The organism is Pseudomonas sp. FG98 (assembly GCF_057808595.1).
Genome location: NZ_JBMDIJ010000008.1, coordinates 125,264 through 144,602 on the forward strand (window position 1 = coordinate 125,264; position 19,339 = coordinate 144,602).

General features: G+C 64.3%; 16 protein-coding genes and 1 pseudogene. 15 read left to right on the plus strand and 2 right to left on the minus strand.

All coding sequences use genetic code 11. The annotated features are described in order from the left end of the window. Positions 1–20: 20 nt before the first annotated feature. From ACODSK_RS08690 to ACODSK_RS08700, 3 genes are read left to right on the plus strand one after another with little or no spacing between them, the layout of a single operon-like run. Positions 21–1,034: an aminoglycoside phosphotransferase family protein gene (locus ACODSK_RS08690; protein ID WP_489015383.1), complete on the plus strand. Its 1,014-nt coding sequence runs from the start codon at positions 21–23 to the stop codon at positions 1,032–1,034. Then, positions 1,031–1,702: an N-acetylmuramate alpha-1-phosphate uridylyltransferase MurU gene (murU, locus tag ACODSK_RS08695; RefSeq protein ID WP_489015384.1), complete on the plus strand. Its 672-nt coding sequence runs from the start codon at positions 1,031–1,033 to the stop codon at positions 1,700–1,702. The genes ACODSK_RS08690 and murU overlap by 4 nt, the downstream gene beginning before the upstream one ends. Position 1,703: 1 nt before the next feature. Continuing rightward, a complete protein-coding gene (locus ACODSK_RS08700; RefSeq protein WP_489015419.1) occupies positions 1,704–2,465 on the plus strand; it encodes a TerB family tellurite resistance protein in 762 nt (253 codons plus the stop codon). On the opposite strand, the gene ACODSK_RS08705 is transcribed toward ACODSK_RS08700, so the two are convergent. After that, positions 2,462–3,442, minus strand: a complete 981-nt coding sequence (locus tag ACODSK_RS08705; protein WP_489015385.1) for an alpha/beta hydrolase family protein — start codon at positions 3,440–3,442, stop codon at positions 2,462–2,464. The two genes, ACODSK_RS08700 and ACODSK_RS08705, sit on opposite strands and share 4 nt — an antisense overlap. A 95-nt stretch (positions 3,443–3,537) precedes the next feature. Between ACODSK_RS08705 and ACODSK_RS08710 the strand changes: the two genes are divergently transcribed. From ACODSK_RS08710 to trpE, 9 genes and pseudogenes are all read left to right on the plus strand, one after another. Then, the gene (locus ACODSK_RS08710; protein WP_489015386.1) at positions 3,538–5,922 is read left to right on the plus strand and encodes a PAS domain-containing sensor histidine kinase; all 2,385 of its coding nucleotides are present in this window, start codon (positions 3,538–3,540) and stop codon (positions 5,920–5,922) included. A 15-nt stretch (positions 5,923–5,937) separates the two neighbouring features. After that, on the plus strand, positions 5,938–6,567 hold the full coding sequence (locus tag ACODSK_RS08715; protein ID WP_075801591.1) for a response regulator: 630 nt from the start codon (positions 5,938–5,940) through the stop codon (positions 6,565–6,567). Positions 6,568–6,846: 279 nt separating this feature from the next. Continuing rightward, the gene (locus tag ACODSK_RS08720; RefSeq protein WP_489015388.1) at positions 6,847–7,971 is read left to right on the plus strand and encodes an ABC transporter ATP-binding protein; all 1,125 of its coding nucleotides are present in this window, start codon (positions 6,847–6,849) and stop codon (positions 7,969–7,971) included. A gap of 40 nt (positions 7,972–8,011) precedes the next feature. Further along, a complete protein-coding gene (locus ACODSK_RS08725; RefSeq protein WP_489015390.1) occupies positions 8,012–9,046 on the plus strand; it encodes an ABC transporter substrate-binding protein in 1,035 nt (344 codons plus the stop codon). Between the two features lie 66 nt (positions 9,047–9,112). After that, positions 9,113–10,360 carry an ABC transporter permease gene (locus ACODSK_RS08730; protein ID WP_489015392.1) on the plus strand — a complete coding sequence of 416 codons (1,248 nt, stop codon included), beginning with the start codon at positions 9,113–9,115 and terminating at the stop codon, positions 10,358–10,360. Between the two features lie 11 nt (positions 10,361–10,371). Next, positions 10,372–11,199, plus strand: a complete 828-nt coding sequence (locus ACODSK_RS08735; RefSeq protein WP_489015394.1) for an ABC transporter permease — start codon at positions 10,372–10,374, stop codon at positions 11,197–11,199. A gap of 204 nt (positions 11,200–11,403) precedes the next feature. Then, positions 11,404–12,078: a ribulose-phosphate 3-epimerase gene (gene rpe / locus ACODSK_RS08740; protein WP_489015395.1), complete on the plus strand. Its 675-nt coding sequence runs from the start codon at positions 11,404–11,406 to the stop codon at positions 12,076–12,078. Then, positions 12,075–12,891 (plus strand): annotated as a pseudogene (locus tag ACODSK_RS08745) (phosphoglycolate phosphatase). The gene rpe and the pseudogene ACODSK_RS08745 overlap by 4 nt, the downstream one beginning before the upstream one ends. A 71-nt stretch (positions 12,892–12,962) precedes the next feature. Continuing rightward, the gene (gene trpE / locus ACODSK_RS08750; protein WP_489015397.1) at positions 12,963–14,444 is read left to right on the plus strand and encodes an anthranilate synthase component I; all 1,482 of its coding nucleotides are present in this window, start codon (positions 12,963–12,965) and stop codon (positions 14,442–14,444) included. Positions 14,445–14,559: 115 nt separating this feature from the next. Here trpE and estP read toward each other — a convergent pair whose 3' ends face one another. After that, on the minus strand, positions 14,560–16,467 hold the full coding sequence (gene estP / locus ACODSK_RS08755) for an esterase EstP (protein ID WP_489015398.1): 1,908 nt from the start codon (positions 16,465–16,467) through the stop codon (positions 14,560–14,562). A 365-nt stretch (positions 16,468–16,832) separates the two neighbouring features. Between estP and ACODSK_RS08760 the strand changes: the two genes are divergently transcribed. From ACODSK_RS08760 to trpC, 3 genes are read left to right on the plus strand one after another with little or no spacing between them, the layout of a single operon-like run. Next, on the plus strand, positions 16,833–17,426 hold the full coding sequence (locus ACODSK_RS08760) for an aminodeoxychorismate/anthranilate synthase component II (RefSeq protein ID WP_489015400.1): 594 nt from the start codon (positions 16,833–16,835) through the stop codon (positions 17,424–17,426). A 10-nt stretch (positions 17,427–17,436) separates the two neighbouring features. Beyond that, a complete protein-coding gene (gene trpD, locus ACODSK_RS08765; RefSeq protein WP_489015401.1) occupies positions 17,437–18,486 on the plus strand; it encodes an anthranilate phosphoribosyltransferase in 1,050 nt (349 codons plus the stop codon). Next, the gene (trpC, locus tag ACODSK_RS08770; RefSeq protein ID WP_489015402.1) at positions 18,483–19,313 is read left to right on the plus strand and encodes an indole-3-glycerol phosphate synthase TrpC; all 831 of its coding nucleotides are present in this window, start codon (positions 18,483–18,485) and stop codon (positions 19,311–19,313) included. Before trpD ends, trpC begins: the two co-directional genes overlap by 4 nt. The last annotated feature ends 26 nt before the right edge of the window (positions 19,314–19,339 follow it).

Genomic DNA, 19,339 nt, shown 5'->3' on the forward strand with positions numbered 1-19,339 from the left:
GGCCTTCGGAGACCCTTGTAATGCCTGATCACGATGTACGCCTGCACCACCTGACCGCCTGGCTCGACGAGCAGCTGGCGCTTCTGTTTCGGACCCAGGGCTGGGGGCCGGTCCCCGAGGGCAGCCTGACCGCCGCCAGCAGCGACGCCAGTTTCCGTCGTTATTTCCGCTGGCAGGCCGACGGCCGCAGTTTCATCATCATGGATGCGCCGCCGCCCCAGGAAAACTGCCGTCCCTTCGTCGATATCGCCCGCCTGCTGGCCAGTGCCGGGGTCAATGTGCCGGTGATCCACGGTGAAGACCTGGAGCGCGGCTTCCTCTTGCTCAGCGACCTGGGCAACCAGACCTACCTCGACGTGATCGACGCCGACAACGCCGACGAGTTGTTCAGCGATGCCATCGATGCGTTGCTGGCCTTCCAGCGCCTGCCGATGGATGCGCCGTTGCCGAGCTATGACGTGGCGTTGCTGCGCCGCGAAGTCGAGCTGTTTCCCGAGTGGTACGTGGGGCGCGAGTTGGGCAAGGCCTTCGACGAACGGCAAGCGGCACTCTGGCAGCGGGTCAGCAGCCTGCTGATCGACAGCGCCCTGGCCCAGCCCAAGGTACTGGTGCACCGCGACTACATGCCGCGCAACCTGATGCGCAGCGAGCCGAATCCGGGTGTGCTGGATTTCCAGGATGCGGTGTACGGCCCGGTCACCTACGACATCACCTGCCTGTTCAAGGACGCCTTCCTCAGTTGGCCGCAGGCGCGGGTCGCCGGCTGGCTGCGTAGCTACTGGGAACGGGCCCGTGCCGCAGGTATTCCGGTCCAGGCCGATTTCGAGGACTTCCACCGCGCCAGCGACCTGATGGGCGTGCAGCGCCATCTCAAGGTGATCGGCATTTTCGCTCGTATCTGCCACCGCGATGGCAAGCCTCGCTACCTGGCCGACGTGCCACGTTTCTTTGCCTATATAGATGAAGTGATTGCGCGCCGGCCGGAGCTGGCCGAACTGGGTGAGCTGATCGCCAGCCTGGGGGCGCGTCCATGAAGGCGATGATCCTCGCCGCCGGCAAGGGCGAGCGCATGCGTCCGCTGACCTTGCACACACCCAAGCCACTGGTGCCGGTGGCCGGTGTGCCGCTGATTGAGTATCACCTGCGTGCCCTGGCCGCAGCGGGTTTCACCGACATCGTCATCAATCATGCCTGGCTCGGTCAGCAGATCGAGGATCACCTCGGCGATGGTTCGCGCTTCGGCCTGAGCATCCGCTATTCCGCCGAGGGCGAGCCGCTGGAAACCGGCGGCGGGATCTTCAAGGCGTTGCCGTTGCTGGGTGACGAGCCGTTCCTGTTGGTCAACGGCGATATCTGGACCGACTACGATTTCGCCCGCCTGCGCCAGCCGCTGCCGGGCCTGGCCCATCTGGTGCTGGTGGACAATCCCGGCCATCACGGCGCCGGCGATTTTCGCCTCGCTGCCGGCCAGGTCGAGGATGGCGCGGGGGCCGAGGATACCCTGACCTTCAGCGGCATCTCGGTGCTCGACCCGGCGCTGTTCACCGATTGCCAGGCGGGTGCTTTCAAGCTGGCACCGCTGCTGCGCGCGGCCATGGCCAACGGCCAGGTCAGCGGCGAGCACTTCGGCGGCCACTGGGTGGACGTCGGTACCCTGGAGCGCCTTGCCGAAGTCGAGCGCCTGCTCGCCGAGCGCCGCTGACATGTTGTGGCCGAGCACAGTGATTGGAGCCGGAGCCGGCTTCGCCGTCGCCAGCATTCCTGGCGCGCTGTTGGGAGCCCTGCTCGGGCAGGCGATGGACCGCCGCTTGCAGTTGCACAGTTGGGCGCACCTGCGGGAAAAACTGGGCGGTCGTCCGGTACTGCGCGATGACGAGGTGTTGTTCGTCCTGTTGGGACGCATGGCGAAGAGCGATGGCCGGGTGGTCGAAGGCCATATCCAGCAGGCCCGCCAGGAAATGCAGCGGCTGGAGCTGAACGATGAGGCGCGCAAGAAGGCCATCGCTGCCTTCAATCTCGGCAAGTCCGGGCGCGAGAAGGTCGAAGGCCACCTGCAACGCTTGAAGCTGCAACCCCATGCCGCCGAGGGCGTGTTACGCGCCTGCTGTCGCATGGCCTGGGCCGATGGCCGGGCCGGCCGTGACGAGCGGGAGCTGCTCCTGCACTGGGGGCGACAACTGGGGTGGTCGGCGGCCAAGGTCCAGGCCCTGGCCGGTGACTACGAGCCGCGCAAGGCGGCCCTCGATGGGCCGGGTAGCTACGCCGAGGCTCTGCGTCTGCTTGGGGTCGGCGCAGACACCGAAGCGGGGGAGATCAAGCAGGCGTACCGCCGTCTACTCAGTCGCCACCACCCGGACAAATTGCAGGGCAGTGGCGCCAGCCCGGCCAAGGTGCGCGAGGCAACCGAGCGCACCCGCGAACTGCACCAGGCCTACGCCATCATCCGCAAACGACGCGATTTCTAATCGATTGCGCTCGGGCTCAACCAACCCCTGATCCGCCTGAACAACTGCTCCTGCTCGGCAGAGCGGTTGCCGGGCATTGCGGTCAGGGCGACCTGTCTGTAGTTACTGTCCTTCAGACGCTTGCTGGCCTGCAGGCGTTGCTGTGCTGCCTGACGGGCCGATCCCTGGTCGTTGTAGTAGAAATCGGCGGTCGGCACCTTCAGTGTCGGCGCCAGGCTCTCCAGGCTGTGCTCGGCCTTGAGCGGCATCTGCGCCGAGACCATCACCAGTTTCTGCACCTGCGCCGGTTGCCGTTCGCTCATGTAGCGGGCGGCCCAGTAAGCGCCGGTACCGCTGCCGAGGACCACGATGCTGCGCGCGTTCTGCTGCTGGGCGTAGGCCACGGCGGCATCGAGGCGGGCGAAGATGCGCTCGGCGTCGGTGCTGTCGCTGCTGGCGTCGGCGGGTGCGCTATCGCTGGATTCCGCGTCAGTCTCCGGGGCCGTGGCCTGAGCGATATTGGCGTTGGCGTCGGCCGGAGTGTCTTTGGCCGGAGCGGCCTTGCTGGTGTCCTCGGCCTTGGGCGCCGGGGCCGGGCTCTCGCTGCGCGCCACCGGGCTGTCGCTGAGCAGATCGGGCAGGGCCAGGCTCAGGGTGCCCCAGTCCGCATCCGGGAACTTGCGTCGCAGTGGCCCGACGGTCTTCGGCCAATCGGCGGTTTCACCGGCACCCGCGAGGATCACCAGTGCGCCCTGGGGCGTCGCGCTGTTGGCCGGCTTCCATAGGGCGAGGAAAGCGTCGCTGCCGGCTTGCAAGGTCTGTTGCTCTTCCTTGGGCACCTGACGTTCCAGGGCGAGGGCGTCTTCCTGGGTGCGCTCGATCAGGGCCGGGCGCTCCGCTTGGGTTTCTGGCGCTTTGCCATCCACGGCATTGGCGCTGCAAGGTAGTATCAAGGTCAGGCATAACGCAGGAAGCGTCGTGCGATAGAGTGAGAACATTGATCGATCCAGGCCAGAATGATACCGGCAGCCTAAAGGTATTTGTCCGGGACGGCCACGCTGGGTAGCCGTCCTTCTATATGACGAGATTCAAGATGATTGGTTTGCGCCGTCTGTGGGTTATCGGCTGTTTTTTCCTGCCCTTGATCGTCTGGGCCGCCCCGGCACCGACTGCGGTGCAATTGGATCCGGCGCAGCGGGACTGGCTGGAACAGCATCGCAGCCTGCGGGTCGGGATGATCCTGCAAGCACCGTTCGCCCAATTCGACCGGCGCCTGCAGCAACTGTCCGGGGTCAACGTCGAGGTGATGAACCTGCTGGCGCGCAACCTGGGCCTGGACCTGACCTGGCGCAACTTCTCCGACCAGGCCGAGCTGGAGCATGCCCTGGTCCACGGTGAGATCGACCTCGCCCCGGGCCTGACCCAGACGCCGGCCGGCTTGCGCCTGTGGCTGTTCAGCGACCCTTACATGCGTGTACCGCAACTGATCGTCGGCCAGCGCAATGGTGCGGTGGCCGTGGATGTGGAGAAGATCGGCGACATCGAGCGGGTCGCCGTGCGCATGCCCAGCGCGGTCGCCGATTACCTGCGCGCCACCTACGGCAACCTCAACCTGCAGGGCGTGCCGGGCGAGCGCCAGGCCCTGCAACTGGTGGTCAGCGAGCAGGCGCGCTATGCCGTGGTGGACGAAGCGCAGTTGAGCCGGTTGTCCCGCGAGAGCGAATTCAGCGAGCTGGCGGTGGTTGGCGATATCGGCCGCCCGCAATTGCTGCGGGTCGCGTCGCGACGTGACTGGCCGATGCTGGCGGATGTCCTCGAGCGCGGTTTGCAGGCGATTCCGGCGAAGGACCTGGAAGAGCTGCATACCCGCTGGCTACAACCCAAGTACCCACGCCTGAGCGAGTCTCCCGGTTTCTGGCAGAACCTTGCGCTGCTGTTTGCTGCACTGTTCTTCAGTGGCGTGGCGATCATCATCTGGCAGCGTCGCCAGCAACATTTCCTTGAGCACAGCCTGCTTGCCGCGCGAGAAGACCTGGCCCTGCGCCTGGGCCGCGAGGAAGCCCTGCGCCTGAGCCAGTTCTCCCTCGACCAGAGCACCGTGGGCATCCTCTGGGTGCACTGGGATAGTCATGTGCGCTACGCCAACCGTGCCGCGGAAGCGATGCTCGGCTACGAACCCGGCGCGGTGGTGGAGCGCCCGCTGATCGACTTCGAACCGCAATTGCACATGGACCGCTGGCTTGACCTGTGGAAGCGCGCGCGAGCCAGCGACGAGTCGGCGCAACGCTTCGAAACCCGGTGGCTGCGGGCCGATGGCAGCTTCCTGCCGGTGGATGTGTCACTGAGCTTCCTGCGCTTTCGCGATGCCGAGTACCTGGTGGTCTACCTCACCGACGTCAGCGAGCGGCGCCGTGCCCAGGCAGCCCAGCGCGAGAGTGAGGCGCGGCTCAAGGGCATCGCCGCCAACGTACCGGGCCTGGTGTTTCGCCTGGAGCGCGACCCGGGGATCGACGAGCTGGAGTTTCCCTACATCAGCGAGGGCAGCGAAGCGCTGGTCGGCTATGCACCGAGCGAAATCCAGCATCCGGAAATGGGTCTGCGCAACCTGGTGCATGCCGATGACCGCGCCGATTATCACCGGGTCCAGGACCAGGCCCTGGCCTCGGACAGCGATTGGTCATGGCAGGGACGCATCCTGACCCGTCAAGGCGAGCAGCGCTGGGCCGATATCAAGGCCAGTGCGCGGACCCTGAGCAATGGCCGGGTGGTGTGGGACGGTATCGTCTGGGACATCACCCAGAGCAAGCAGGTCGAGCTGGAGCTGGCTCGCTCCCAGGAACAGTTGCGGGAGCTGGCCGCGCACCTGGAAAGCGTGCGCGAGGAGGAAAAGGCGCGAATTGCCCGGGAAGTGCATGACGAACTGGGTCAGATGCTGACCGTGCTGAAGCTGGAAACGTCCATGTGCGAACTGGCCTACGCCGATCTCGACCCGGGTCTGACCGAGCGACTGGGCAGCATGAAGCGCCTGATCGCCCAACTGTTCCAGTTGGTGCGCGACGTGGCTACGGCCTTGCGTCCGCCGATTCTCGATGCGGGCATCGCCTCTGCGATCGAGTGGCAGGCAAGGCGCTTCGAGGCACGGACCCAGATCCCGTGTCTGGTGCAGGTTCCGGAGCACTTGCCACCACTGAGTGACGCCAAGGCCACCGGGTTGTTCCGGGTGTTGCAGGAGGTACTGACCAATGTCATGCGCCATGCCCGGGCGCATACGGTGGAGATCAGCCTGACGCTGGAGGGGCCTATGCTGTGTCTTGCGGTGAGTGACGATGGCGTAGGATTTGTCGCGGATGATAGTCGGCCAAGTTCCTTCGGACTGGTCGGCATGCGCGAAAGGGTGCTGATGCTGGGCGGCGAGATGCACCTGGAAAGTGAACCGGGCGAGGGCACCAGCCTGAGCGTGCGTATTCCTCTGGACTGAAACAGGAGCGGGGCAGTGATTCGAGTATTGGTGGCCGAAGACCACACCATCGTGCGCGAGGGCATCAAGCAGTTGATCGGCCTGGCCAAGGACATGCAGGTGGTCGGCGAGGCGGGCAATGGCGAGCAATTGCTCGAAGCGCTGCGGCATACCCCGTGCGAGGTGGTGCTGCTGGATATCTCCATGCCCGGGGTCAACGGCCTTGAGGCGATCCCGCGGATCCGCGCGCTGAATGCGCCGCCGGCGATCCTCGTGCTGTCGATGCACGATGAGGCGCAGATGGCCGCCCGCGCCTTGAAGGTCGGCGCCGCCGGTTATGCCACCAAGGACAGTGACCCGGCGCTGCTGCTCACCGCGATTCGCCGGGTGGCCGGGGGCGGGCGCTATATCGATCCGGAACTGGCCGACCGGATGGTCTTCGAGGTGGGCCTGACCGATACCCGGCCGTTGCATTCCTTGCTGTCGGAGCGCGAGTTTTCGGTGTTCGAGCGCCTGGCCCAGGGCGCCAACGTCAACGATATTGCCCAGCAGTTGGCGTTGAGCAACAAGACCATCAGTACCCATAAGGCGCGGCTGATGCAGAAGCTCAATGTCACTTCGCTGGCGGAGCTGGTGAAGTATGCGATGGAGCACAAGTTGCTTTGAGTGTTCTGAAAGCGACCTGTGGGATTGATGTTGCCTGTCGGGGCCTCATCGCTGGCAAGCCAGCTCCCACAGGTTTTGCTGGTGTCGCCGGCAGTGTGGGAGCTGGCTTGCCAGCGATAGGGTCGGGAGGGCATATCTAAATCCGTCATCTTTGTAGGGCAATCCCTACAAGCACCCTTCCACCCGGCTGATATCAATCTCTCAGCACCCCCGATTTGCGCCACCCTTGCCTTTCCTTACGCTTGGATCACAGCAGTCATCCAACAAAAAGGTGCGGGTATGAGTGAGGTCAATTCGAACGCTGCGTCCGGCGAGATCCTGGTCAGCTTCCGTGGTGTGCAGAAGAGCTACGACGGCGAGTCGCTGATCGTCAAGGACCTCAACCTGGATATCCGCAAGGGCGAGTTTCTCACCCTGCTCGGTCCTTCCGGCTCGGGCAAGACCACCAGCCTGATGATGCTGGCCGGCTTCGAGACGCCGACCGCCGGCGAGATCAAGCTGGCCGGTCGTTCGATCAACAACGTGCCGCCGCACAAGCGCGATATCGGCATGGTGTTCCAGAACTACGCGCTGTTCCCGCACATGACCGTGGCCGAGAACCTGGCCTTCCCCCTGAGCGTGCGCAACCTGAGCAAGACCGACATCAGCGAGCGGGTCAAGCGCGTGCTGAACATGGTCCAGCTGGATGCCTTCGCCCAGCGCTACCCAGGCCAGCTCTCCGGTGGCCAGCAGCAGCGCGTGGCCCTGGCCCGTGCCCTGGTGTTCGAGCCGCAACTGGTGCTGATGGACGAACCCCTCGGCGCCCTCGACAAGCAACTGCGCGAACACATGCAGATGGAGATCAAGCACCTGCACCAGCGCCTGGGCGTGACCGTGGTCTATGTGACCCACGACCAGGGCGAGGCGCTGACCATGTCCGACCGCGTGGCGGTGTTCCACCAGGGCGAGATCCAGCAGATCGCCGACCCGCGCACCCTCTACGAAGAGCCGAAGAACACCTTCGTCGCCAACTTCATCGGCGAGAACAACCGCATCAACGGTCGCCTGCTCAGCCGTGACGGCGAACGCTGCCTGGTGGCCCTGGCCCGTGGCGAGAAGGTCGAGGCGCTGGCGGTCAACGTCGGCGAGCCGGGCGAGCCGGTGACCTTGTCGGTGCGCCCGGAGCGCGTGCGCCTGAATGGCCACAGCGAAAGCTGTGTCAATCGCTTCTCCGGTCGCGTGGCCGAATTCATCTATCTGGGCGACCACGTGCGGGTCCGTCTGGAAGTCTGCGGCAAGGCCGACTTCTTCGTGAAGCAGCCGATCGCCGAACTCGACCCGGCGCTGGCCGTGGGCGACGTGGTACCGCTGGGCTGGGAGGTCGAACACGCACGCGCACTCGATCCTATCCTGGAAGCCCACTGAGGTTTGCTAACCAACACCCTGCACTGTGGAGAGAATAAGAATGCTCAAACACTTGAAGTTGACCGCTCTGGCACTGGGTCTGTGCACTGCGACCCACGCAATGGCGGCAAGCGATCTCACCGTGATTTCCTTCGGCGGCGCCAACAAGGCGGCGCAGGTCAAGGCGTTCTACGAGCCTTGGGAGAAGGCCGGCAAGGGCAAGATCGTCGCGGGCGAATACAACGGTGAAATGGCCAAGGTCAAAGCCATGGTCGACACCAAGAGCGTGTCCTGGAACCTGGTGGAAGTGGAGTCGCCGGAACTGGCTCGCGGTTGCGACGAAGGCATGTTCGAGGAGCTGGATCCTGCGCAGTTCGGTAACGAATCCGACTACGTGCCGGGTGCTATCCAACCGTGCGGCGTAGGTTTCTTCGTCTGGTCCACGGTCATGGCCTACAACGCCGACAAGCTGAAAACCGCCCCGACCAGCTGGAAGGACTTCTGGGACACCAAGAACTTCCCGGGCAAGCGTGGCCTGCGCAAGGGCGCCAAGTACACCCTGGAATTCGCCCTGATGGCCGACGGCGTTGCGCCGAAGGAAGTCTACAAGGTGCTCGCCACCAAGGAAGGCCAGGACCGCGCCTTCAAGAAGCTCGACGAGCTGAAGCCGAACATCCAGTGGTGGGAAGCCGGCGCCCAGCCGCCGCAGTACCTGGCCTCGGGTGACGTGGTCATGAGCTCGGCCTACAACGGCCGGATCGCCGCAGTACAGAAAGAAAGCAACCTGAAAGTGGTGTGGAACGGCGGCATCTACGACTTCGACGCCTGGGCCATTCCGAAGGGTGCGAAGAACGTCGAGGAAGCGAAGAAGTTCATCGCCTACTCGGTGCAGCCTGAGCAGCAGAAGATCTACTCGGAAAACATCGCCTACGGTCCGGCCAACTCCAAGGCGGTCGCCCTGCTGTCCGACGAGATCAAGAAGGACATGCCGACCACCCCGGAAAACATCGCCAACCAGGTGCAGATCGACGTCGCCTTCTGGGCTGACAACAGCGAGCAGCTGGAACAACGCTTCAACGCCTGGGCGGCCAAGTAAGCCGTACCGATGGGGCGCCGGCGGCCTGCCGGCGCTCCCCGTTTTCCAAGATTTCCGGAGTTCGCTATGGCCATCGCAGTGCCCCTCAAAGAAGGCGCAGGTCCTACCCTCAAGCAGCGCCTGGCGCGTGCCGAGCGGGTCAACCGCTTCAAGGCGCAGGCGTTGATCGCGCCGCTGGCGCTGTTCCTGCTGCTGGTGTTTCTCGTGCCGATCGCCGCGCTGCTGTACAAGAGCGTCGGCAACCCCGAGGTGGTCAGCGGCCTGCCGCGTACCGTGGTGGCCGTGGCCGAGTGGGATGGCAAGAGCCTGCCGGGCGAGCCCGTCTACAAAGCACTCAGCGAGGACCTCGCCGAGTCGCGCAAGAACCAGACCCTGGGCGACCTGTCCAAGCGTCTGAACATGGAACTGGCCGGCTACCGCAGCCTGCTGGCGAAAACCGCCCGGGCCCTGCCGTTCAAGGCCGAACCCGCTTCTTATAAGGATGCGCTGCAAGAGCTCGACGAGCGCTGGGGCGACCCCGCCTACTGGCAGGCGATCCGCCGCAACACCAGCAGCGTGACCCCGTTCTATCTGCTGGCGGCCCTGGACCATCGCATCGACGACCTCGGTGAAGTGGCCCCGGCTACCCCTGACCAGGCCATTTACCTGGACATCTTCACCCGTACCCTGTGGATGGGCTTCGTCATCACCGCCATCTGCCTGGTGCTGGCTTATCCGCTGGCCTACCTGCTGGCCAACCTGCCGACCCGGCAGAGCAACCTGCTGATGATTCTCGTACTGCTGCCGTTCTGGACCTCGATCCTGGTGCGGGTGGCGGCGTGGATCGTGCTGCTGCAATCCGGCGGTCTGATCAACAGTGCGCTGATGGCCATCGGCATCATCGACAAGCCGCTGGAACTGGTGTTCAACCGCACCGGCGTGTACATCTCGATGGTCCACATCCTGCTGCCGTTCATGATCCTGCCGATCTACAGCGTGATGAAGGGCATCTCGCCGACCTACATGCGTGCCGCGATTTCCCTCGGCTGCCATCCGTTCACCAGCTTCTGGCGCGTGTACTTCCCGCAGACCTACGCCGGCGTGGGCGCCGGGTGCCTGCTGGTGTTCATCATGGCCATTGGTTACTACATCACCCCGGCGCTGCTCGGCAGCCCGAACGACCAGATGGTCAGCTACTTCGTGGCCTTCTACACCAACACCAGCATCAACTGGGGCATGGCAACCGCGCTGGGCGGCCTGCTGTTGCTGGCTACCGTGCTGCTTTACCTGATCTATAGCTGGCTGGTCGGCTCCAGCCGCCTGCGCCTGAGCTGAGGAGCGAAGTCATGCTGAGTCCGTACATGTCGCCCGTCGAGCGGGTCTGGTTCTACAGCTTGCGCATTCTCTGCGGGCTGATCCTGCTGTTCCTGGTGTTGCCGGTGCTGGTGATCATTCCACTGTCGTTCAACTCCGGCAGCTTCCTGGTCTACCCGCTGCAGGGCTTCTCGTTGCAGTGGTACCACAACTTCTTCGCCTCCGATGAGTGGATGCGCGCCCTGAAGAACAGCATCATCGTCGCCCCGGCGGCCACGGTGCTGGCGATGGTCTTCGGCACCCTGGCGTCGATCGGCCTGACCCGCGGGGACTTCCCCGGCAAGTCGCTGATCATGGCCCTGGTGATTTCGCCGATGGTGGTGCCGGTGGTGATCATCGGTGTGGCCAGCTATCTGTTCTTCGCCCCGCTGGGGCTGGGTAACAGCTTCCTCTCGCTGATCCTGGTGCATGCGGTGCTCGGCGTGCCGTTCGTCATCATCACCGTGTCGGCGACCCTGCAGGGCTTCAACCACAACCTGGTGCGTGCGGCGGCCAGCCTGGGCGCCTCGCCGGTGACCACCTTCCGCCGCGTGACCCTGCCGCTGATCGCTCCCGGGGTGATTTCCGGGGCGCTGTTCGCCTTCGCCACCTCGTTCGACGAAGTGGTGGTGACCCTGTTCCTCGCCGGTCCCGAGCAGGCCACCCTGCCACGGCAGATGTTCAGCGGCATCCGCGAGAACCTCAGCCCGACCATCGCTGCTGCGGCGACGCTGTTGATCGCTTTCTCGGTGATCCTGCTGCTGACCCTGGAATGGCTGCGTGGGCGCAGCGAGAAACTGCGGACCCAGCAGCCCGCCTGACGGCAACTCGGGATCCTGTGGGAGCCGGCGTTGCCGGCGATGAGGCCAGGCCAGGCAATGATGTTGTCGGTTCTGGCCCCATCGCTGGCAACGCCAGCTCCCACAGGGTTTTGTGTTGTTCCGTCCATCTCCAGACAACATCCATCAGTCTCCTTGTCCCTGATGTACAATGCGCGCCACCGTGAATTCGCCCAAAGGTGCGCCATGCAGCCCTTCGCTATTGCTCCCTCGATCCTTTCCGCCGACTTCGCCCGCCTGGGTCCGGATGTCGATGCCGTGCTCGCGGCTGGCGCCGATATCGTCCACTTCGATGTGATGGACAACCACTACGTGCCCAACCTGACCATCGGCCCGATGGTCTGCTCGGCGCTGCGCAAGTACGGCGTGACCGCGCCGATCGACGTGCACCTGATGGTCAGCCCGGTCGACCGCATCATTGGCGATTTCATCGAAGCTGGCGCCACCTACATCACCTTCCACCCGGAAGCCTCGCAGCACATCGACCGTTCGCTGCAACTGATCCGCGACGGCGGCTGCAAGGCCGGTCTGGTGTTCAACCCGGCCACCGGCCTGGATGCGCTGAAGTACGTGATGGACAAGGTCGACATGGTCCTGCTGATGAGTGTCAACCCCGGCTTCGGCGGGCAGAAGTTCATCCCCGGCACCCTCGACAAGCTGCGCGAGGCGCGCGCCCTGATCGATGCCAGCGGTCGTGATATCCGCCTGGAAATCGACGGCGGCGTGAACGTCAACAACATCCGCGAGATCGCTGCTGCTGGCGCCGATACCTTCGTGGCCGGCTCGGCGATCTTCAATGCCCCGGACTACAAGGAAGTGATCGACAAGATGCGCGCCGAACTGGCCCTGGCCCGCCCATGAGCGGCTTCGAGCAGCTGTTCCCGCAACGTCTGCCGCAGTTGGTGATGTTCGACCTGGACGGCACCCTGATCGATTCGGTCCCGGACCTGGCGGCGGCGGTGGACCGCATGCTGCTCGAAATGGGCCGTGAGCCTGCCGGGGTGCAGGCTGTGCGCCAATGGGTCGGCAATGGTGCCCCGGTGCTGGTGCGCCGGGCCCTGGCCGGTGGCATCGAGCATGCGGCGGTCAACGACCAGGAAGCCGAGCACGGCCTGGAGATCTTCCTGCGCGCCTATGGCGAAAGCCACGATCGCACGGTGATCTACCCGGGCGTGCGCGATACCCTGCGCTGGCTGCAGGAGCAGGGCGTGGAGATGGCCCTGATCACCAACAAGCCGGAGCGCTTCGTCGGCCCGCTGCTCGATCAGATGCAGATCGGCCCGTACTTCCGCTGGATCATCGGCGGTGACACCCTGCCGCAGAAGAAGCCGGACCCGGCGGCGCTGCTGCATGTGATGCGCATGGCTGGCGTGAGTGCCGACGAGGCGCTGTTCGTCGGCGATTCGCGCAGCGATGTACAGGCGGCGAAGTCGGCCGGGGTGAAGTGCGTGGGGCTGACCTACGGCTATAACCACGGTCGGCCGATCAGCGAGGAGTCGCCGGCGCTGGTGATCGACGATCTGCGCGCCTTGCTGCCGGTTGCTTCGGTGCAGCCACTGAGCTAACGTTGAGCCCTTCAACTTCCCACCCGGTAGAGATTCCATCGTGGTAGCAGCTGGCAAACTCTGGATGAAAGTCATCAAGGCCCTGGCCCGTTGGCGTTGGCGCGCCTGACTTCTGCCCAGCCGGCTATGTCCGGCACGTTTGCCATTTGACTCTTCTTGCCCTACTGCCACGAGGCAATCATGACCCGCGAAGAATTCCTGCGCCTGGCCGCTGAAGGCTACAACCGCATTCCCCTTGCCTGCGAAACCCTGGCCGACTTCGACACACCGCTGTCGATCTACCTGAAACTGGCCGACCAGCCCAACTCCTACCTGCTCGAATCGGTGCAGGGCGGGGAAAAGTGGGGCCGCTACTCGATCATAGGCCTGCCGTGCCGCACCGTGCTGCGGGTGCATGACCATCAGGTACGCATCACCGTCGACGGCGTCGAGACCGAGCAGCATGAGGTGGAAGACCCGCTGGCCTTCGTCGAGACCTTCAAGGAACGCTACAAGGTTCCGACCATCGCCGGTCTGCCGCGGTTCAATGGTGGTCTGGTCGGTTACTTCGGTTATGACTGCGTGCGCTACGTCGAGAAGCGCCTGGGCAAATGCCCGAACCCGGATCCGCTGGGCGTGCCTGACATCCTGCTGATGGTCTCCGATGCGGTCGTGGTGTTCGACAACCTGGCCGGCAAGATGCACGCCATCGTGCTCGCCGATCCGGCCCAGGAAAATGCCTACGAACAGGGTCAGGCCCGCCTGCAGGACTTGCTGGAGCAACTGCGCCAGCCAATCACCCCGCGCCGTGGCCTCGACTTCACTGGCCCGCAGGCCGCCGAACCGGCCTTCCGCTCGAGCTTTACCCAGGCGGACTACGAGCGCGCGGTGGATACCATCAAGGAGTACATCCTTGCCGGCGACTGCATGCAGGTGGTGCCGTCGCAACGCATGTCCATCGACTTCAAGGCCGCGCCGATCGACCTGTACCGGGCGCTGCGCTGCTTCAACCCGACGCCGTACATGTACTTCTTCAACTTCGGTGACTTCCACGTAGTGGGCAGTTCGCCGGAAGTGCTGGTGCGGGTCGAGGACAACCTGGTCACCGTGCGCCCGATCGCCGGTACCCGCCCGCGCGGTGCCACCGAGGAGGCCGACCGGGCGCTGGAAGAAGACCTGCTGTCCGACGACAAGGAAATCGCCGAGCACCTGATGCTGATCGACCTGGGCCGCAACGATACCGGTCGGGTGTCGGAAGTGGGTTCGGTGAAGCTCACCGAGAAGATGGTGATCGAGCGTTATTCCAACGTCATGCACATCGTGTCCAACGTCACCGGCCAGCTGAAAAGCGGCCTGACCGCGATGGACGCCCTGCGCGCCATCCTGCCGGCCGGGACCCTGTCGGGCGCGCCGAAGATTCGCGCGATGGAGATCATCGACGAGCTGGAGCCGGTCAAGCGCGGTGTCTACGGTGGTGCGGTGGGTTACTTCGCCTGGAACGGCAACATGGATACCGCGATTGCCATTCGTACTGCGGTGATCAAGGACGGCGAGCTGCATGTGCAGGCCGGCGGCGGCATCGTTGCCGACTCGGTGCCGGCGCTGGAGTGGGAAGAAACCATCAACAAGCGTCGCGCCATGTTCCGGGCGGTGGCGCTGGCTGAGCAGACACCGCAGAAATAAGTGTTGGCCCTAATCGCTGGCAAGCCAGCTCCCACAGGATTCAGCGGTGACGCGGAGCTTGTGGGAGCTGGCTTGCCAGCGATGAGGCCATCAGCAACAACATGGCCTCTTAGGTTTAGAACTCTAGGCTCAACGCCAGATTGACCCCTTGCTGGGTCAACTCGTCGCTTTTGCGCCAGTTATAGCTACCGCGCAATGCCACGCCAGGCGCCACGGTCTGGCTCACCCCCAGGCTCAGCCGGTTCAGATTGCTCTGTGGCGTATACCCGGTGAGGGTGAAGTCATTGGCCGGCAGGCTGTTGAGGTGCATGGTCAGGTCCTGACGGTCATCCTCGAACTCATGCTCGTGAGCCACTTCGCCGAACACCAGGGTCGCTGGCGCTACCCGGTATTTGCCCTGCAGACCGGCACCCAGCCGCCGTGAGTCGCGCTTCTGGTCGTCGAAGGTCAGCGCCGTGGCACGTGCGCCTTTCTCGCTGTAGCCATCCACCTCGATCCGCGCATAGTCGGCGCTGATGAACGGCGACAGACTCCAGTCGCTGCCCGGCTGCGCCAGGTCGAAGCCGAGTCGGGCGGAGACAGCCAGGACATCGCCATCGGTGTCGCCTTTCTCGCTGCGGTCACTCGGGCCGAGAGCGAAGGTGCGTTGCAGGTCGTCGTAGTCCAGGCGCCCGCCAGTCAGGGCGGCGTCGGCCCACCAGCGGTCGTGGTTGAACTGGGCGAACACGGTGGCCAGGTAGCTGTTCAGGCGGTAGTCGGAGTCCCGCGCGCCGGCCTCCAGTTTCTGCCGGTAGACGCCGCCGGCAATGCCGACTCGCCAGTCCTGGTCAAGGCGATAGCTGCCGCCCACGGTAAGGTTGTAGCCGTGGCCGTCGGCGCTGGCCGAGCTGCGCTGGCTGTCGATATCCAGGTTCTGGCCGCCGGCGGCGACGATCGCCTGCCATTGTCCGACCGCCTGCCAGTCGGCCTGCCACTGGTTGCGCAGTTCGTCCTGGTGGGCGCGCAAGGTGCCGTGGGCCATTTCCGGTAGCAGGGTCAGCTCCCAGGGGGCGGAGAGGATGGAATAGCCGTAGTCGGCGATCATCCGCTGGCCGGCGATGGTCGGGTGGACCGAATCGTTGAACAGCAGCTTGCTGGCGTCCGGGTTGGTGCCGCTGGCGCCATACACCGGGTTCTGCGTACAACCGTTGCCGCTGTAGCAGGTCTGCAACAGGTTCTGGTCAGCGGCGAGGCCGAACAGGCTTGGCGAAGCGAGGGCTTCCTGGAATAGCAGCGGAATGTTCAGCGGGATGATTTCGGCATCGATCTGGGCCAGTTGGGTGACCAGGGTCTGGTTGAAGAAGGCGCTGAGCTGCGAGCTGGCGCTTTGCAGTGGCGTGCCGTTTAGTGCCGGAGTCAGGCCCAGGTCGGGCAGCAGCCAGACCATGATGTAGCGCGCCCCCGCCTGCTGCAGGGCCTGGGCGCTGGCGGCCAGTTGGGTAGCCGAGGTCGCGGCGGCGGCGGGCGAAGTCACCAGTCCCTGGAGGAAGTCGTTGCCGCCACCGGTGAGGTAGTACAGCGCATTGGGATCGGCCAGTCGTCCGCCGGCCAGGTAGCCGGGCTTCTGGCGCAGTACGGTCCCGGCACCGGGATTGCCGGGCGGGATCATCACCAGGGATTCGCCGGTGATCGACTCGTAGATCTGGTCGGTACGGTAGCCCCCGGTCGCCCAGTTGTTGCCGTCCGGGATGCCCAGGGCGGCGTTGACCGGCGAGGTGGAGGCGTTCAGGTCGCCGGGGGCGACGCCAAGGTAACCGCCGAGGATCATCGACGACACCGGGGCGAAGCTGCCATCCGGGTTGCGGTTGGTATAGCGCTGGCTGGTGCCGGGCGCTCCATCGGGGTCGGGGAACTGGCCCGCATCGGCGAGGCTGTCGCCGAAGACGATCATGGTGGAGTAGGGGGAGGGAGCCGCGATGGCTTGTGAACAGGCGAGTGCCAGCAGGCACGCGGTGGATTGACGCAGATAACGGCGTTTTCTCATCGCAAGAGTCCTTTTGTCGTTGTTTTTGGGCATTGCGCCCGCTGACGGTAGCAAATCCTTCGCTTCGTGGCGTGCCGATATTGCACGCATTGTTTCCGTAAGCTACTGTGCCGAAACGTATGAACGAGACTTACCCCGTGTTGATCGTCAGCAAACTCTTGATGCGCGTTATCAAGGCCCACGCCCGTTGGCGTTGGCGCGCCTGACTTTATCTCCTGCCGGTTCGCCGGCCCGTTACGTTTTGCCTTTCTGAAATGAATTCACACACCTTCGCAACAGTTTGAAACGACTGGGGCGGGTGAAACTGCATGTCGGCAGTCGGGAAGGCAGCCTTTCAAAGTCAGTATTCAAGAGGTTGAACCCAGATGTTACTGATGATCGACAACTACGACTCCTTTACCTACAACGTCGTTCAGTACTTCGGCGAGCTGGGGGCAGAGGTCAAGGTCATTCGCAACGACGAACTGACCATCGAACAGATCGAAGCCCTGCAGCCAGAGCGCATCGTCGTTTCCCCAGGCCCGTGCACTCCGACCGAGGCCGGGGTGTCCATCGCCGCCATCCATCATTTTGCCGGCAAGCTGCCGATCCTCGGCGTGTGCCTGGGACACCAGTCCATCGGCCAGGCCTTCGGCGGTGATGTGGTACGCGCGCGTCAGGTGATGCACGGCAAGACCAGTCCGGTGGTCCACGAGAACAAGGGCGTATTCGCCGGTCTCAACAATCCGCTGACCGTGACCCGCTACCACTCCCTGGTGGTCAAGCGCGAAACCCTGCCGGATTGCCTGGAAATGACCGCCTGGACCGCACTCGAAGACGGCTCCGTCGACGAAATCATGGGCCTGCGTCACAAGACCCTGAATATCGAAGGCGTGCAGTTCCACCCCGAGTCGATCCTCACCGAGCAGGGCCATGCGCTGTTCGCCAACTTCCTCAAGCAGACCGGCGGCCGCCGCTAAGGATCGCGCAATGGATATCAAGACTGCCCTGGCCCGGATCGTCGGCCACCTGGATCTGTCCACCGAGGAAATGCGCGATGTGATGCGCGAGATCATGACCGGCCAGTGCACGGAGGCGCAGATCGGCGCCTTCCTGATGGGCATGCGCATGAAAAGCGAAAGCATCGACGAGATCACCGGTGCGGTGTCGGTCATGCGTGAGCTGGCGGACAAGGTCGAACTCAACACCCTCGATGGCGTGGTCGATATCGTCGGTACCGGCGGCGATGGCGCCAACATCTTCAACGTCTCCACCGGCTCGGCCTTCGTCGTGGCCGCTGCTGGCTGCACCGTGGCCAAGCACGGCAACCGCGCGGTGTCCGGCAAGAGCGGCAGCGCCGACCTGCTGGAAGCCGCCGGTATCTACCTGAACCTGACGCCGGTCCAGGTGGCCCGTTGCATCGACAGCGTGGGCATCGGTTTCATGTTCGCCCAGACCCACCACCGCGCCATGAAGTACGCTGCCGGCCCGCGCCGCGACCTGGGCCTGCGCACCCTGTTCAACATGCTCGGCCCGCTTACGAATCCGGCTGGTGTGAAGCACCAGGTGGTCGGCGTGTTCACCCAGGCCCTGTGCCGGCCGCTGGCCGAAGTGCTGCAGCGGCTTGGCAGCAAGCATGTGCTGGTGGTGCACTCCAAGGATGGCCTGGACGAGTTCAGCCTGGCCGCGCCGACCTTCGTTGCCGAACTGAAGAACGGCGAAATCACCGAGTACTGGGTCGAGCCGGAAGACCTCGGCATGAAGAGCCAGAGCCTGCATGGCCTTGCGGTCAGCGGTCCGGAAGAATCCCTGGCGCTGATCCGCGATGCCATTGGCCGGCGCAAGACCGAGAACGGCCAGAAAGCTGCGGAAATGATCGTCCTCAACGCTGGTGCCGCGCTCTATGCCGCAGACCTGGCGATGACCCTCAAGCAAGGTGTCGAGTTGGCTCACGACGCACTGCACACCGGCCTGGCTCGGGAAAAGATGGAAGAGCTGGGTGCCTTTACCGCGGTATTCAAACTGGAGAATGAAGGATGAGTGTGCCGACGGTTCTGGAAACGATTCTTGCCCGCAAGGTCGAGGAAGTCGCCGAGCGTAGCGCCCGGGTCAGCCTTGCCGAACTGGAGCGCCTGGCCGCTGCCGCCGATGCCCCGCGTGGCTTCGCCAATGCGTTGATCGAGCAGGCCAAGCGCAAGCAACCGGCGGTGATCGCCGAGATCAAGAAGGCTTCGCCGAGCAAGGGCGTGATTCGCGAGCACTTCGTCCCAGCCGAACTTGCCGTCAGTTACGAGAAGGGCGGGGCGACCTGTTTGTCGGTACTGACCGACGTCGATTACTTCCAGGGCGCCGACGTCTATCTGCAGCAGGCGCGTGCCGCCGTACAGCTGCCGGTGATCCGCAAGGACTTCATGATCGATCCGTACCAGATCGTCGAAGCCCGCGCCCTTGGCGCCGACTGCGTGTTGCTGATAGTCGCTGCCCTGGATGATGTGAAGATGGCCGAGCTGGCTGCGACAGCGAAGAGCGTCGGCCTCGACGTGCTGGTGGAGGTACATGACGGCGATGAGCTGGAGCGTGCGCTGAAGACCCTCGACACGCCGCTGGTCGGGGTCAACAACCGCAACCTGCACACCTTCGAAGTCAGCCTGGAAACCACCCTCGACCTGCTGCCGCGCATCCCTCGCGATCGTCTGGCGATTACCGAGAGCGGCATCCTCAATCGGGCCGATGTCGAGCTGATGGAAATCAACGAGGTCTATTCTTTCCTGGTTGGCGAGGCGTTCATGCGTGCCGAGGAGCCGGGGGTGGAACTGCAGCGTCTGTTCTTTCCCGGAGGCGTGCCAGGCCTGAACGGGCTGGACTGATCGATTCGAAGCCGGCGTTTGCCGGC